Here is a 16,308-nt window from a genome sequence, read left to right on the forward strand (position 1 = left end):
ACTATTACAAAATATATGATAATTAATACAAATTAGACACTAATCATAATATTAAAAAACACAACACTATAGATAATTAAAATGCTTAAAAGTAATATATTTTTATTTTATATTATAATAAATAGTATTGATATCTTTAATATTACACTTGCATTTTGTACAAAATAAGTTATATACTACTATATATAGATAGGTGTGTTTATGAACCCAAATGATATAGTAACGATTGTATTGTTAGTTGCTAATATTATAATGATGCTAGCAGCACTATTATGTGTATGCTTAAGTATAAGAGAAGCTTGCCAAAGTACAAAAAAGTATAGCAAGTTACAAGAAGATCATCAAAGATACAACGATCTCTTTTTAGACTCCACAAAAAAAGTTGCCATACTATCTAATAAAGTAAACAGTATAGAGTCTGTCACAACTGATATAATAGATAAACTAAATTCTAGTATAAAAGAGTTAAATGATAGGGTAAATCGATGTAATACAGTATTCAATGAAAATGTAAATAAAGTAAGAGACGATTTATCAAAAAAAAATGAAGAATTATCTGCTGCTATTATTTCTGCACGTGGTGATATCACACTATTAAACGAAAGCAATATGTTTTTTCACAAGAATATTACAGAAATAAGTAATCGAATAGATACTATACAAAACCAAAGAACTCCATCCTCTATTATGGTAGATTCAGGTACAGAAGGACAATCAACACCTGAAAGAAAACACTAAATAGACAGTAATATACATCTATACAATTAGTCAGCTATTTACTTCAGCTAACTAATTGTATTAGTTATTACATTCAAATACAAACTATATATTTCCTTAACTTTAGGCACAGTAGCTTTTGCATATGTATATTAATAATTTAATTCCATGTGCTATTAATTCTAGAATGCTACTGATTAACTCCAGGCATAAATCCCGAAACATCAATAATAGGAAGATAAAATGAAACAAAATAAAATTAAATATAATTTTAATTTTATTAATGTACAAGTGTTTATAATATATTAATAAACACAATATTAATATATTATTAACCATTAAAATAACAAATCATCTAGTAAATTACCCTCAGCTAGCAAAATCTATCTCAAATATTTTCCAAATTACGCTTATATTCAATTATAGTAATTACTATTATTAGGTATGTATATAAATATATAAAAGTTCTCATCTAAATTATAAACTTATTATTGTAACTATTTAATTTATAAGTTTCATATTTCAATCATAATAAAATGTTAGATAACGAATATTAAATTAGACACACTAATCATCACATAAAAAATATAGCCTATAGATTATAAAAATACTTAAAATAATACATTTTTAATCCTATATGTGACTAAATTATATTTATATTTCAAAACATTAACAAATGTAATTTAGATAATGTGTAAGCAATATAACCTTCATTGATTGGTAGTACAATTTTTTCGCTTGTTCTACTTATTTTCATAACAATATTACAAGCAGCTCTATACGTACACTGTTTATGCAAAAAAGTATACTAAAGAACAAGCAAGCTCTATACACTTCTAACATAAAAACAATTTTAATAACTTTCTAATCTTACTGCTAATGTACAACATGCTATTAATTACATAAGAACTTATGGTATAGAAGAAGTAGTAGTAGCTAACACAATAATATTGAGATTGATGTCAATACTAAAAATACAAACATGAGTTTATCTGGATATTCAATATAACTGGTATGTTAAATTTATAAACAAAATAGCTATAATCATAAGCTTACAAGTGTATTTAACAGGTATATCCTCCATGCTTTACATTTTATTAAAATAACACATTCAATACTTACGAGTAGAGTAGATTATAGTAGTACATATTGTATGACTAGTAAGTATCACTTTAACAAGTTGCTGTCATGTTAACCACATAACCTACTTTTTATAAAAAAAATGACATATGTTATCATGAAAAACATGGTATCATTCTGGATTACATGGTTTATTACATTCTAAAAATATCTTAACTCATAAAAGCTTTGCTTATGTTGTAATACTATTAAGAGCTTGTATCAAAAAGCTATATCTTTTTATACTTTTTCTTCATTTAATGACGTTCTTTAGTTTCTAGAATACCTATTCAATATTAACACTCAAATAGAACTTTCAAAAGAATTAACAAAAACAATAAATCAGATTAATAAACCGTTACACAAATACCAATTATAAAAATAAAAAAGGTAACACAAACTACTTACTCAATATAAAAAATCTCCATAAATTACGTTATATATTTAATATATATTTTATAAATCATATATTATGTAATAAGCTATAATTATTTATGTTTTACAACAATACAATCATTCACATTTTGATATGCATATTAAACATATATACAACATTATGCACTACTAATGCACTTAAAAGTAATCTATTTTCAACCTTACGTATTATAATAAATGACACTGATATACTAAAACATTATACTTGCATTTTTACATAAATATATTATATACTAAACTATGTGATTATGTAAGAATAAGGTGTTTAACAATGCATTTCATAGAATACGCGTCTACTGAAGGTCTAATCCTCATGTGGTCAATACTAAGTATACTAATACTCTGTGCTATACTACATTTCATTCAGGTTTGTATTAATGTATCTCAACAGCAAGCATCTCATGTCGATTCTCAAGCCCAACTTAGAATGGAGAACAAATTATTAAAATACATAGAACATTGCTCTAATGGTATATATACTTTATCTAAAGCGTTACTCACTAATACGGGTACTAAACCAGAACCAGGTCTTGCACAACGTAATATGTCTACTAGTACTGATGATCTTAAATATTATACCCAACTCCAGAATAGTGGTCATAACCTTTCAAATACTAAAGTTAGTAATTGTAGTGCACAAATGCAACATGAAACACAACAAAATATTAATTGCTAATTTAAGTCCGATTTAGGTTTTTAACATAAGGCATTTAGTGAATATAATACACAAGTATGTATAATAACTATATCATATACGTTATAAATAACGTCATTTAAGTCATATAAATTGATAGTCCTTAAGTTAGTCGGTACTATATTTAAAAAATTAGCATAGCCAAGAGTATTGCTCATATAAATATATGATGCTTGTATTTTATTGATTATTACTTTTATTATATTAAGGATATTTCACACCGTATAGCCAAACTTAATATATAAAAATATTACTGAAAAAGGTTATCTACTTTGTTAAGGTAATCTTTTTCTTTCAGATATTATATTACTTATCAATTTCTTTGAAATGTATGCTTTATTATTTATTACTTCCTTGTATTTAAAACTAGGATTTCAAAATAATAAGCTTATTAATAAATTGAATTGTTGATTTAACATACATAATGTAAAATTCTTATGCTGATTTACAAAATATTATAATAATGTAATATTCTTCTTATAGTCAGTTAATTATTTACAAAGATGTTTTATTATTAGAGCTTATCTATTATAAGGCAAATTTTATATAGTAAATATTAAATACTTCTTGATGATATTTTCTTGTTAATCAACTTATTGACGTTGCTTACAGTAAGTTTATATTTATCGACAAAGATTGGTATGTAAGCATTTTACACATACATCACTTTCTGTAATACAAAATTCAACACCTTAAGAAACAATATATTTTTTTAAAATCCAATTAACCTATCAATAAATTTATTCATCATATCTACAAAAGATGATTTTTCTGATCAATCATACACATCTCCATAGAATAACTATTTATATCATTTTTACCCTATGTTATTCTATTCTTGTTGGATAATCCTCTATAAATAATATCCCACTATCTTATCTTTCAATTTAATCTTAAATGAAAAACTATATCCCAATTACAAAATATACTTTATATAAAAAAATACATAATTTACCTTACAATTGGGTTAATAAAACATCATTGCAGAATATTGATACATTAATAATATATATTTGAATACAAAATACTAATTCACTTAATAAGTATACATTTGTTAGTTGAATAATATACTTGAAATATTAACACACATTATAGATAACTAATACTTACCTACAATTGAAACCCGAAAATAGATATATCCAAATTAAATATATTACTCATAAAAACAATCAAACTATACTTCTGCACAACAGAAATTATACTTTAAATCATTAGTACTAGGATCAAGTATAATTTTGACACGTCCACCACTAGATAATCCACCAAATAGTATTTCATCAGATAAATATCTTTTTATTTTCTGAGCAATAATATTTTCTACATTTCTAACACCAGGTACATTATTATACCCAGATTTTGCTAAATACATTAATACATCATCACTGACATCAAGATAAATATTCCTCCTAGCTAACTGTACTTCAAGTTCACTAATAAACTTCTTTACTACTTGTAATACTACTCCTTGATTCAAAGAAGAAAAGGAAATGATAGCATCCAATCTATTTCTAAATTCTGGACTAAAAATTCTTTCAATCGCTTGCTTATCATCACCTTGATTAAAGCTTTTATCTCTACTAAACCCTACAGAATTTCTACTCAATTCAAAAGCACCAGCATTAGTTGTCAGTATAACTATTACATTATGAAAACTTACTTTTTTTCCATAAGTATCAGTAACACATCCATAATCCATAATCTGTAATAAGATATTATATATATCACTATGAGCTTTCTCTATTTCATCAAGTAATAATACACTATACTGATGTCTAGATATAGAATCTGTCAATAAGCCTCCTTGATCATATCCTACATACCCAGGTGGAGAACCTATAATTTTAGAAATAGAATGAGATTCCATATACTCAGACATATCAAATCTTATTAATTTCATACCCATGTGATTAGCTAACTGTTTTGCCAATTCGGTTTTTCCTACTCCAGTAGGTCCAGTAAATAAATAACTAGCCAAAGGTTTCCTATGATCTCTAAGTCCAGCTTTAGCTATTTTGATTGAATCTACAAGATTAGAAATAGCTAAATCTTGGCCAAATATATGTTGTTTCAAATTTTTTTCTAAATTTTTTACTTTATCCAAATCATTGCGTGCCAAATTACGAGATGGGATTCCAGTAATTCTAGAAATTATATGTTCAATATCACTACTAGTAATAATCCTACTACCATTACTATTATGCAAATTACAATAAGCTCCTGCCTCATCAATAACATCTACAGCTTTATCTGGAAGCATCTTTTCTGAAATATATCTATCTGACAGCTCTGCAGCACGATCTATAGAGTCTTCAGTATATGTTACATTGTGATATGAAGCATAATAAGATTGTATCCCACGCAATATTCTCACAGTCTCATCAACTGATGATTCTTCAACATTAATTTTCTGATATCTCCTAGCTAATGCTCTATCCTTCTCAAAGTTATTATTGTACTCCTTATAAGTAGTAGCACCAATACATCTTAAAGTCCCCCTAGCCAAAGCAGGTTTTAGTAAATTACTTGCATCAAGAGATCCACCACTGGTAGATCCTGCTCCAACAATCGTATGAATTTCATCAATAAACAATATTGCATTTTCTTTTGCCTCTATTGCCTTAATCACAGATTTTATTCTTTCTTCAAAATCTCCACGATAACGCGTTCCAGCTAGTAAAGCTCCAATATCTAGAGAATATATAACCATTTTCTTTAATTGTTCTGGTACATTACCTTCTATAATATTTAACGCCAATCCTTCAACAATTGCAGTTTTACCAACACCTGGATCTCCAACATATAATGGATTATTTTTCCGCCTACGTAATAGAACTTCCATAGTTCTACTCAACTCATATAATCTTCCAATTACATAATCTATCTTTCCTTTTTTAGCTGATTCATTCAAATTAATACAATAAGTATTTAAAATTTCGTTATCCTTTAATACATCCTTAGGCAGAGTAATAAATGAGTGCACAGGCTTATTATTATATTCATAATCTTTAAATTCATGCTCTATGCTAAAATCATTAACGTAAGCACCAGTATTATTATTTGATATATAATTTACGACATCTATATATTTTATATTTTGCTCATGTAAAAAAGAGGCACTATAAGAATCCTTTTCAGCTAGAATTTCACTCAGAATATCTGCACCAGTTACTTCACTTACACCAGCACTATGAGCATGTATAATCGCTCTATGAATTAACCTTTCAAAAATAATAGTAGGTTTAACCTCTGAGATACCTTTATCAATAAGAGTAGGTATTTCATACCTTAAAAAATTTATAATTGTAATTTTTAGCTTATCAATAGATACACGAAACGCATAAAAAACACGTCTTGCATCTATATCATCTGTCAATGCGAGCAAAAGGTGTTCTAAAGTAGCATACTCATGATGAAAATCAAATGCAATTGATAATGCCTTATGCAAACTATCTTCAAGATTTTTTGATAACACTAATGTCCCTAATCTATATTTTCAGACACTCTATCATTGAATAATTAAAAATAAGTTGCAAATGATAATACAACAATTATATAGCACAATACCATGCAATAAATTTTTAATATTGTATGCATAAAAAACATATGTTACACAATAATGCTTTTATCACTTACTCAATATGTTTGAAAATGATATTTTAAAATTTTTTACATTACTACTCTTAGAAATTATATTAGGTATAGACAATGTGATTTTTATATCACTTGCAGTTATAAAAGTACCACTTAATCTGCGTAATAAAGTTAAATACATAGGATTAGCACTAGCATTAGTAATGAGACTTATTGCATTGCATGCAGCGTCAATACTATTATCATTAAATAAACCTATAGTATCTTTATTACAACTCCATCTATCACCTAATAATTTATTTATGATATTTGGAGGAGGATTTCTAATATACCATAGCATATCTGAAATATTAGATGATGTTTTTAATAAAACTCATAATAAGAATATTCATAACTTGAGATCAAATCCTTACTTAGTAATATTACAACTAATATTAATAGATTTAGTATTCTCGATAGACTCAATACTTACTGCTATAGGAATTACATATAATATCTTCATTATCCAATTAGTATTCATCATATCCATCATACTTACAATCTTATTTTCAAATCAAATAATAAAAGCTATTACAACATACAGTAATATCAAAACAATAGCTGTTATGTTTGTCTTAATGTTAGGTATTATATTAGTATTAGATGGAATACATATTAAAATATCCCATAATTATTTATACTTTACTTTTATATTCTCAATCCTTACTGAAATAATAAATATCATAAAAAAAGTTAAGTAGCATTGTGATATAACAAACACTATAAACAGTATTTAAGTTTTATGTTATTTCAGAATTGAATTATAATATAGAAATACAAGTGTTTAACTGGCATATTTTATTTAAAATATAAATAAAATATAATCATAACTGCTTCTAGCATTACTATATTATTAAAACTAAAATGGAGTACATAGTAACTTATAAGTTTATTTTTAGAGACACATACACACACGTTATACTTGAAGAGCATAATACTAGCATTATTACTTATAATAAATAATACAACAAATCCTAAAACGAGATACAATATTAATAATCTAAACTAGCTAACAACACTATACATAAATAAAAGAAATCTATCACTACTGTAGAAGTACGTAAGAGTAAAGGAAGAAAGAATAAAGTTATTACTGAGATTCCAGTAATTCATTTACTTTAACTAAATTATCAAAATGATAATCAAGTTTAAAATATAATCTAGGTACATACCTGAGATCTACATAAGAAAATATAGCCTTTCTGATAAAATAAGACATATCATTTAATTCCTTTATCAGCTCCTCCTTATTTGCAGAATCACCAGAAATTACAACAAATACAGTGGCATTTTTTATATCACTACTTACTTCTACTTGAGATATGTTAATTACATTACAACTTATTGAATAAAAATCATGCATTAATACCTTAGATATTGCCCTGTTTAATACAGAAGCAACTTTTAAATTTCTAAAACTTTCAGATTTATAAATCATTGTATAACTCTAACTTCTTCCACTATCTCAAATACATTCATTATATCACTATCTGGATATATTTCTTTTGAATAATCAAATAAAATACCACATTCAAAACCAGAAGCAACCTCCTTTACATCATCTTTAAAGCGACGCAATACTTTAACTCTACCTTCATGTACAACACTATTATTACGAATTAACCTAACTAATGCACCCTTCTTGACTAAACCACTAGTTACATAACAACCAAGTACACTACCATTATTTCCTGTAGAAAACACTTTTCTTATAGATAAAGTACCTATCTGTACTTCTTGTTGTAATGGTTTAAGCATACCAGTTAATATCTTCTTAATATCATCTATTATATCATATATCACAAAATAATGCTTTATTTCGATATTCTTCTGCTTTGCTAGTTCCTTTACTTGTATGTCTGCCTTAACATTAAATGCTAGAATTATCGAATTAGATGTTTCTGCCAACAAAACATCTGACTTCGTGACATTTCCTACACCTTTATACAAAACATTAACTCGTATGTCTTCATGAGTAATTTTACTAATCGAATAACATATAGCCTCTATGGAACCCATAACATCACATTTTAAGATAACATTTAGCTCGTCAACCATATCATAAAGCAATACATTATTTCTATCTACTGCTGGCTGTGCATTCAACTCTGCATTTAATAACTCTTGCCTATAATTAATTAATTCACGTGCTTGTTTTTCAGAGTCCACAACAATAAAACTACTACCAAAATTTGGAACATTATTCAAACCAAACACTTTGACAGGCATTGAAGGAATAGCAAATTTTTCACTTTGTCCATCTGCATTAAACATATTACGCACTCTACCATAAGCCTGATGACCTACAACAATGATATCACCAACTTTTAAAGTACCTTTTTGAATTATTAAAGTAGCAACTACCCCACAATTCTTATCAATTTTTGACTCAATTACTGTACCAGATGCTCTAGTATTATAAACAGCTTTTAACTCTAATAAATCTGCAATTAACAATATACTTGATTTTAACTGATCTAAATTTATTCTCTCTTTTGCTGATACAGGTACAACAATAACATCACCTCCTAAACTTTCTGCCACCACCCCATGTTGTAATAAAGCACTAGTAATTCTATCCAAATCAGCATCATGTTTATCAATTTTATTTACCGCAACTATCATAGCAACATTAGCTGCTTTTACATGATTAATAGATTCAATAGTTTGTGGCATAATACCATCATCAGCGGCCACTACCAATATTACTATATCAGTAACATTAGTACCATGTGCTCTCATAGCAGAAAATGCTTCATGTCCTGGCGTATCAATAAAAGTTATCCTTTTATCCTCATTTAATGTTATCTGATATGCACCTATATGCTGTGTTATCCCTTTAAATTCTCCATCAACAATATTTGATTCACGCATAGCATCAAGTAACGAAGTCTTTCCATGGTCTACATGCCCCATAACAGTCACAACTGGTGCCCTTGGTAGCGATTCCATATCATTACCATCAGAATATAACTCATTTTCTAATTTAGCATTATCCACTAACTTAAATGTATGATTAAATGCTTCTACTACAATAGCAGCTTGATCTGCATCCAGATAATCCGTTAACTTAATATCACGCTTCCCTATTATCTGAAATAATACTTGTTGTACATCCTTTACTCGTTCAGACATACTATTAGCTAGCTCTTGAACAGTAATTTTATTAGGTATTAGTACTTTACGTGTAATTTTATTCTTTACAGGTTTATTTATAGCACGGTTCTTCTTATTTCGATAGTTCTTTACAACTTGTTGATTGTTATCTTCTTCTAGTTCTTCCTCAATTACTAACTTTACATGCTTAGTATATATATTATTAGACATCACCTTCTTTGGATTGCCTTTCTTTTCCTCATGCTCCTTTTCGTACTTCTTGAGTTTCTTTTCTTCTATATTTTTATGTCCTAATAGATCAGTAACATCATCTGGTTCATCACTTGATTGACTATCCTGCTTTTGATCATCAGCATTATCTGAAACAGGAGGCATATTGTCTAACTCACCTAACATTACAACATCAGAAATACCCTCAACATCATGTTCATCATCCGTCATTTGATCAACAACTTCATCAAAACCATCATTTCCTGTTAACAAACTATCATTAGACGATGCAACTTCTGTATCCTCTATTCCTGTCTTATCTAAATTCGCAACTTCTTCTTCAGCATGCTTATTATTATCAGACAACTCATCCTTTTTATCATTAATAGTAGCATTCTGTAAAGCATTCATACGAGAAATCTGCTCTTGTATAGTAAGAGAATTTTTGTCTTCAGAATCTCCACTGATATTATTATCTTGCAATAATAAAGAAGATTTAGCAACCTCTTCAATATTTTTTCTTTTTTTACTTTTACGCACTTCTACAGTAGTGATAGATTTCTTTAAAGAAAACTTATTGCCCTGTTGTATACTTGAAGATATCTTTAATTTATCACTAAGCTTAAGTGTTGTACGCTCAACCTTACCTGATGTCAATTCACTACTACCAACACTCTTAGACTCATCCATAGATCACTACCTAAACAAAAGTTTATAACCACCCAATTTTTCTACGAGACTCTAATATAATAGAGTCAATCTGATCCTTAGTTAATGCAATATTAGGAACCATTTCGTAAAACTCATCTGTACACAACCCAGCTATATCCTCAAGATTATTAATACCATTTTGAGATAATGCTATAATATCGCTTGGCTTTAAAAACGGTAATACTACAATATCTTTATCAATTGGCAAACTCTCTAAAATTTGTTTAATTTCTGCATCTTTACGTGTTAAATAATCAGCTGCCCTATTTTTCAATTCTATTGCAATCTCCTCATTAAAACCATCTATAGCAGAAATATCACTAACAGATGCTTGATCTATATCTTCAATACTAACAAACCCTTCAGTAAATAATAACTGACCTATAATTTCCTCTACATCTAACCCCTCAACAAATACTCTTGAGCCTATAGTTAGCTCTTTTGCTTTCCTACTAGACTCAGTTTCATCACCTATCACATCTATTTTCCAATTAACTAACTCAGATGCCAATCTTATATTTTGCCCATAACGTCCAATTGCTAAACTCAACTGATTTTCAGGAATTATCAATTCAACTTTTTCCTTATCTTCATCAATAATAACTTTTAAAACCTCTGCTGGAGCAATAGCATTAACTATAAACTTAGGAAGCTCAGGAGAATATAATACTACATCAATCTTTTCTCCATGTAATTCAGAAATAATACTTTGAATCCTTACACCTCTGGCACCAACACATGCTCCTACTGGGTCTATATTTTTATCAGAAGAAAATACTGCAACTTTTGACCTTGACCCTGGATCTCGTGCTATTGCTTTGATTGTGACAATTCCATCATATATTTCAGGTATTTCCTGTTTAAACAACTGTTCCATAAACCCTTTATTAATCCTTGAAAGGAATATTTGAGGACCAGAATTTTCTTTCCTTACATCTTCTATATGAGCTTTAACTCTATCACCTACACGAAACACTTCCCCTTTTATCAAGTTAGAAGCTGATAAATATCCTTCATTTCCATTTAAATCCACAATAACATTATTATATTCAATACGTTTTGCAGTACCATAAACTATATCACCTATACGGTCTTTAAAACTTTCATATTGCTTTTTACGTTCTTCTGAAACAATAACTTGAGCAATCTTTTGCTTGGCAATTTTTGCAGAACTATAATCAAGATCAATTACAGGAAGAGGTTCTAACATTATGTCACCAATTTTAACATTTTCATCGATCTTCCTGGCTTCTGTCAGTGTAACAAGCTTATACTTACTTATGTCAGCATGATCTATTTCATTTTCTTTACCCTCAGGAATAATAACTTCACCATTGTCTTTAATAACTAATACTTGCCTATAAGTAGAAATTAAGCCTGTCTTTTTATCAACTGTCACCCTAATTTTACAATTGCCATACCTACTACGACTAGTCAACTGAATAGCCTCTTCTAAAGCTCTTATTATTACATCTAAGTTCAAGCCTTTTTGATCAGCAATATCCTTAGCCACTCTTATCAATTCCAAATTATCAAAATTTTGTAGATTAGCCATAAAAACCCTTAGTAAAACCTATGTACAAAAAACTAAGATTTAGTACATTTGATTATCAAATAAAAAATGACAGATACCTAGATAAAACTGCGGTAGCAGTCTATATCATAAACATTATCCAAGTCAAGCAATTTCTCCTAACAGCAACCCATCTCATAAGACTTCTTAATTTTATTACATTTTCTTAATACAAGCAATGCAGGAGTAAAAAATAAAGTAATTACCGTAGCCAATAATAATCCAAGAGATATAGTATATGATAACTCACACCATAACTGACTTGATGGAGAATCATAGATAATTTTTTGATTAATAAAATCAAAACTTACACGTAATACCATAGGTAACAATCCAATAATCCCAGTAACGACAGTCAATAAGATAGGTCTTAATCTCGATATAGCTGCTCTTATTATAGCCTCTTTTTTATCACTAATACTATTTATATTAGTATAAAATGCATCAATTAATAATATATTATTGTTTACTATAACACCAGCTAATACAATAATACCAACACCACTCATTACTACAGAAAAAACATGATGCGTAATAAAAAATCCAAAAAATACACAAGTAGTTGATAAGAAAATTGCAGTCATAATAATTAATGTATCATAGAAACTATTAAACTCAGCAACCAAAACTAACATAATAAGTACAACTATTATTACAAATGCCTCAATTAAAAATTTTAACGATTCTTTTTGATCTTGTATCTCTCCCCTCATCTCAACTAATACTTCAGGATCTATTTCTTTTTTCAATTCCTTATTCAAAAAATTTACCATATCATCTAACAAATATCCATTAGCTAAATCAGCAACTACACTAACTGTCCTTTTACCATTAATACGGTTTACTACATTTTCCTTATGTTGAGCCTTGTAAGTGACAAAATCACTTATAGAAGTATACCCATGTACAGTATTAACAAAAAAATTATCTATTGTCTTTAAGTTACGGTATTCCTTAGGAAATCTCAATAAGATATCAACTTCATCATTGACATTATCTGCATGATATTTATTAAGAATTATTCCACCAGCTATCATTTTGACAAATTGATTTATCATTGAAATATCAACACCAAATTTTGCTGCTTTATTTTTATCAACATCAATTTTCCACTCTATTTCTGATGAAGACCTATTATCTGTCACATTCTTAAATCCTGGTAAATTTTTCATCATAGAAACTATTCTATCTGCAACACTACTAATCTTACTTACATTATACGAACTAATATCAATACGAATTGGTTTACCTGTAACTGGTTTCATTCTTTCTTCTAATACATCTATAATAACACCCTTTACATCTCCTAACTTTCCTATTATTTCACTTAATATCTTCTTTGATCTTCTACGAAGAAACCAATTTTTTAACTCTAGTTGAATCTTTCCAATAACATTATTTTCATCAAGTAAATATTCAAATAGTCCAACTTTTACATATATAAATTTTATTCCCTTAACATTAGAAATTTTTTGCTCGATTTCCTGTAATATATTGTCTCTTTCAACAACAGATAAATTATTATTTGATTTTATAGTTATAAATATTCTATCTGGTTCAATATTTGGAAAAAATTCTATACCAGGACCAATTATAAAATATCCTAGTGTAGATAGAACTAATATACCAATAACCATACAAACAAATTTTTTTGGATGATCTAGTACTTTTGTGAGTATATTCACATAACCCCTACTAAATCTTCCTAAATTTATAAATTTTCCAGTCTCTATCGCTGTAATTTTTACAACACTTTCCCTATCAACAACAGACGGCTTACCAAGTATAGACCCCAACACTGGAATAAAAATCAACGCCATTACCCAAGAAGCAGTCAATGTAGTAATCAATGCAATTGGAATATATTTCATAAATTCACCAGTTGTTCCTGGCCATAACAACAATGGTATATATACTACCAACTTCGTTAGTGTGGCTGATGCAACTGGCCAAAACATATCATATGCAGCTTGTTTAAATGCTTCTTTTCTATTTAAACCACTGATCATCTTTCTATCTGCATACTCAGTAACTACAATAGCATCATCAACAAGCATACCAATAGCCATAATTAACGAGAACAAAATAACTATATTTAATGTATACCCTAACAAATACATCACAATAATACCAAGTAGGAAAGATCCCGGTATTGAAATAGCAACCAATAATGCAGTTTTAGTACCCATAAATATCATCATAATGATAACGACTAACAGCACTGAAATAACTATAGAATTCTGCAATTCATTTAAAATATCCGATATTTCTTCTGATTGATCTTGTAAATATACAATTGACAAATTCTGTGGTAATACACTTTTGGTATCACGTATTAGATCTTTTAATTGAGATATAGTTTCAAGTATATTTTTACCTGGTTGTTTTGATACCTCTAATACAAGAGACGGCTTACCATTTATCCTTACAAGTTCTTTACCATCTTGATATACTAATTTTACAGTAGCAACATCACCTAAAGTTACAACGGAATATCCATCTGTTTTAATTGGTATATGCATAACATCTTGTATATTTTTCAATAAACCAGATAAATATAAAGTATATTTTCCAGATACTATATCCAAGTTTCCAGCATTGATAAACTGATTATGATTTAATACAGCATTAACTACCTCGTGTACTTGTAAATTGTAAATATTAATTGCATCAGGTGAAATATTTATTTCAAGACTATCTTTACGATTTCCAACAATTTTGACACTTTGTACGTTTGGCAATTCTTCCAACCTGGATTGTAAATTTTCTGCAACGTTAAACAATGCTCTGTCAGGAATATCACCCATCAGTGCAATATTTAACACAGGCAACAAGCCTAAATTTTCTTCACTTACTATAGGAAAAGTTGCCTCTTGTGGTAACTTAGAACGAATAATATCTATCTTTGACCTCACATTATCTAAAGCTTCTTTATTATCAAATCCTGTACTAAACTCTAATATAACATTTGCATACCCATTTTTTGCTACTGAAGTAACCTTAGTAACACCTTTAATTGACATTACTTCTTGCTCAATAGGATAGATTATCAGTTTTTCTATATCCTCAGATGACATACCTTGTAATACAGTGTGAACAGATAAAATAGGCTTCTTAATCTCAGGGTTTTTCTCTTTAGCGACATCAAAATAAGAGTAAGAACCAAATATCAATATTATTATTAATAGGAATATAGATACTCTACTCCTTTGTAAAAAGATTTCAGATATTTTTCTCACTTTTGAATTATATACCAATTAATTAATATAAGAAATTTAATATCACAACATAGCTAAAAATATTCTAATGTACATAATATAAACTACAAATTTTTTACACTATTTATTATTTTGCTCAATATATTTACACGCTAATATAGAGATTTCATATAATAATAACATTGGCACCGCTAAACCTATTTGACTTAACACATCAGGTGGAGTTAATATAGCAGCCAGAATAAAAATTATCACAATAGCAAATCTTCGCTTTTTAGCTAAAACTCTTGCAGGCAATATACCAATTCTAGACATTAACGTCAAAAATATCGGTATCTGAAAGGCTACTCCAAATGCAAACATTAGTTGTAACACTAGTTCCAAATATTCACTTACTGATGGCATAAATTCTATAGGTACACCCATTGAAGCATCTCTATTTTCAAAAGCAATAAAAAATTTCCAAGCTAAAGGAAATATGTAATAGTACACCATTGCCGCTCCAGTAATAAAAAGTACTAGTGTTGATATCAAATAAGGTAAGAGTATTAATTTTTCCTTTTTATATAAGCCAGGAGCTAAAAACATATATAATTGCCAAATAAAAACAGGACAAGAACACAATAAAGCAGCCATGGTAGCGACTTTTAAATATACAAAAAAAGCTTCCGTTAAATCAGTATATATTAAAGAGAATTCAGAATTAGACCCTTCTAACGCTATTAAAGGAATTAACAAAAAATTATATATTTTTTCCGAAAAGAAATAGCATACCCCAAACATAATACAGAAAAATGCAAAACAAAAGAATATCCTATATCTTAACTCCTCAAAATGCTTAAAAAAAGGCATTTCTCCATTTGTAGATTTCATTATACAAACTA

The 16,308-nt window shown here is 28.2% G+C and carries 9 protein-coding genes; 3 read left to right on the forward strand and 6 right to left on the reverse strand.

Features of this window, described 5'->3' with window-relative positions:
- Window positions 1-201 precede the first annotated feature (201 nt).
- Together EDL80_RS02625 and EDL80_RS02630 are read left to right on the forward strand one after the other, a co-directional pair.
- Window positions 202-738 carry a hypothetical protein gene (locus EDL80_RS02625; RefSeq protein WP_158406634.1) on the forward strand — a complete coding sequence of 179 codons (537 nt, stop codon included), beginning with the start codon at window positions 202-204 and terminating at the stop codon, window positions 736-738.
- A gap of 1,804 nt (window positions 739-2,542) precedes the next feature.
- Window positions 2,543-2,947, forward strand: coding sequence for a hypothetical protein (locus EDL80_RS02630; RefSeq protein ID WP_158406635.1), 405 nt, complete (start codon window positions 2,543-2,545; stop codon window positions 2,945-2,947).
- A 1,192-nt stretch (window positions 2,948-4,139) separates the two neighbouring features.
- Here the strand turns inward: EDL80_RS02630 and EDL80_RS02635 are convergent.
- Window positions 4,140-6,437, reverse strand: a complete 2,298-nt coding sequence (locus EDL80_RS02635) for an AAA family ATPase (protein WP_158406636.1) — start codon at window positions 6,435-6,437, stop codon at window positions 4,140-4,142.
- A 166-nt stretch (window positions 6,438-6,603) separates the two neighbouring features.
- On the opposite strand from EDL80_RS02635, the gene EDL80_RS02640 reads away from it, so the two are divergent.
- Entirely contained in the window at window positions 6,604-7,296 is a 693-nt protein-coding gene (locus EDL80_RS02640) for a TerC family protein (protein WP_158406637.1), read from the forward strand.
- 389 nt (window positions 7,297-7,685) lie between these two features.
- Here the strand turns inward: EDL80_RS02640 and rbfA are convergent, their stop codons facing one another.
- The 5 genes from rbfA to tatC form a co-directional block, all read right to left on the reverse strand.
- Complete coding sequence (gene rbfA / locus EDL80_RS02645) at window positions 7,686-8,033, reverse strand: 30S ribosome-binding factor RbfA (protein WP_158406638.1); 348 nt, start codon at window positions 8,031-8,033, stop codon at window positions 7,686-7,688.
- A complete protein-coding gene (infB, locus tag EDL80_RS02650) occupies window positions 8,030-10,612 on the reverse strand; it encodes a translation initiation factor IF-2 (protein WP_158406639.1) in 2,583 nt (860 codons plus the stop codon). Before infB ends, rbfA begins: the two co-directional genes overlap by 4 nt.
- Window positions 10,613-10,634: 22 nt before the next feature.
- Window positions 10,635-12,188 carry a transcription termination factor NusA gene (gene nusA, locus EDL80_RS02655; RefSeq protein WP_158406640.1) on the reverse strand — a complete coding sequence of 518 codons (1,554 nt, stop codon included), beginning with the start codon at window positions 12,186-12,188 and terminating at the stop codon, window positions 10,635-10,637.
- Window positions 12,189-12,325: 137 nt separating this feature from the next.
- Complete coding sequence (locus tag EDL80_RS02660; protein WP_158406641.1) at window positions 12,326-15,445, reverse strand: efflux RND transporter permease subunit; 3,120 nt, start codon at window positions 15,443-15,445, stop codon at window positions 12,326-12,328.
- A 99-nt stretch (window positions 15,446-15,544) separates the two neighbouring features.
- The gene (gene tatC, locus EDL80_RS02665; protein WP_158406642.1) at window positions 15,545-16,297 is read right to left on the reverse strand and encodes a twin-arginine translocase subunit TatC; all 753 of its coding nucleotides are present in this window, start codon (window positions 16,295-16,297) and stop codon (window positions 15,545-15,547) included.
- Between the last annotated feature and the right edge of the window lie 11 nt (window positions 16,298-16,308).

This window comes from Ehrlichia ruminantium, assembly GCF_009728835.1.
Lineage (GTDB): Bacteria > Pseudomonadota > Alphaproteobacteria > Rickettsiales > Anaplasmataceae > Ehrlichia > Ehrlichia ruminantium_B.

Coding starts and splice junctions, on each gene's coding strand:
- EDL80_RS02640 (WP_158406637.1), top strand. CDS start 6,604: ATGTTTGAAAATGATATTTTAAAATTTTTTACATTACTACTCTTAGAA.
- infB (WP_158406639.1), bottom strand. CDS start 10,612: ATGGATGAGTCTAAGAGTGTTGGTAGTAGTGAATTGACATCAGGTAAG.
- rbfA (WP_158406638.1), bottom strand. CDS start 8,033: ATGATTTATAAATCTGAAAGTTTTAGAAATTTAAAAGTTGCTTCTGTA.
- nusA (WP_158406640.1), bottom strand. CDS start 12,188: ATGGCTAATCTACAAAATTTTGATAATTTGGAATTGATAAGAGTGGCT.
- EDL80_RS02630 (WP_158406635.1), top strand. CDS start 2,543: ATGCATTTCATAGAATACGCGTCTACTGAAGGTCTAATCCTCATGTGG.
- EDL80_RS02625 (WP_158406634.1), top strand. CDS start 202: ATGAACCCAAATGATATAGTAACGATTGTATTGTTAGTTGCTAATATT.
- tatC (WP_158406642.1), bottom strand. CDS start 16,297: ATGAAATCTACAAATGGAGAAATGCCTTTTTTTAAGCATTTTGAGGAG.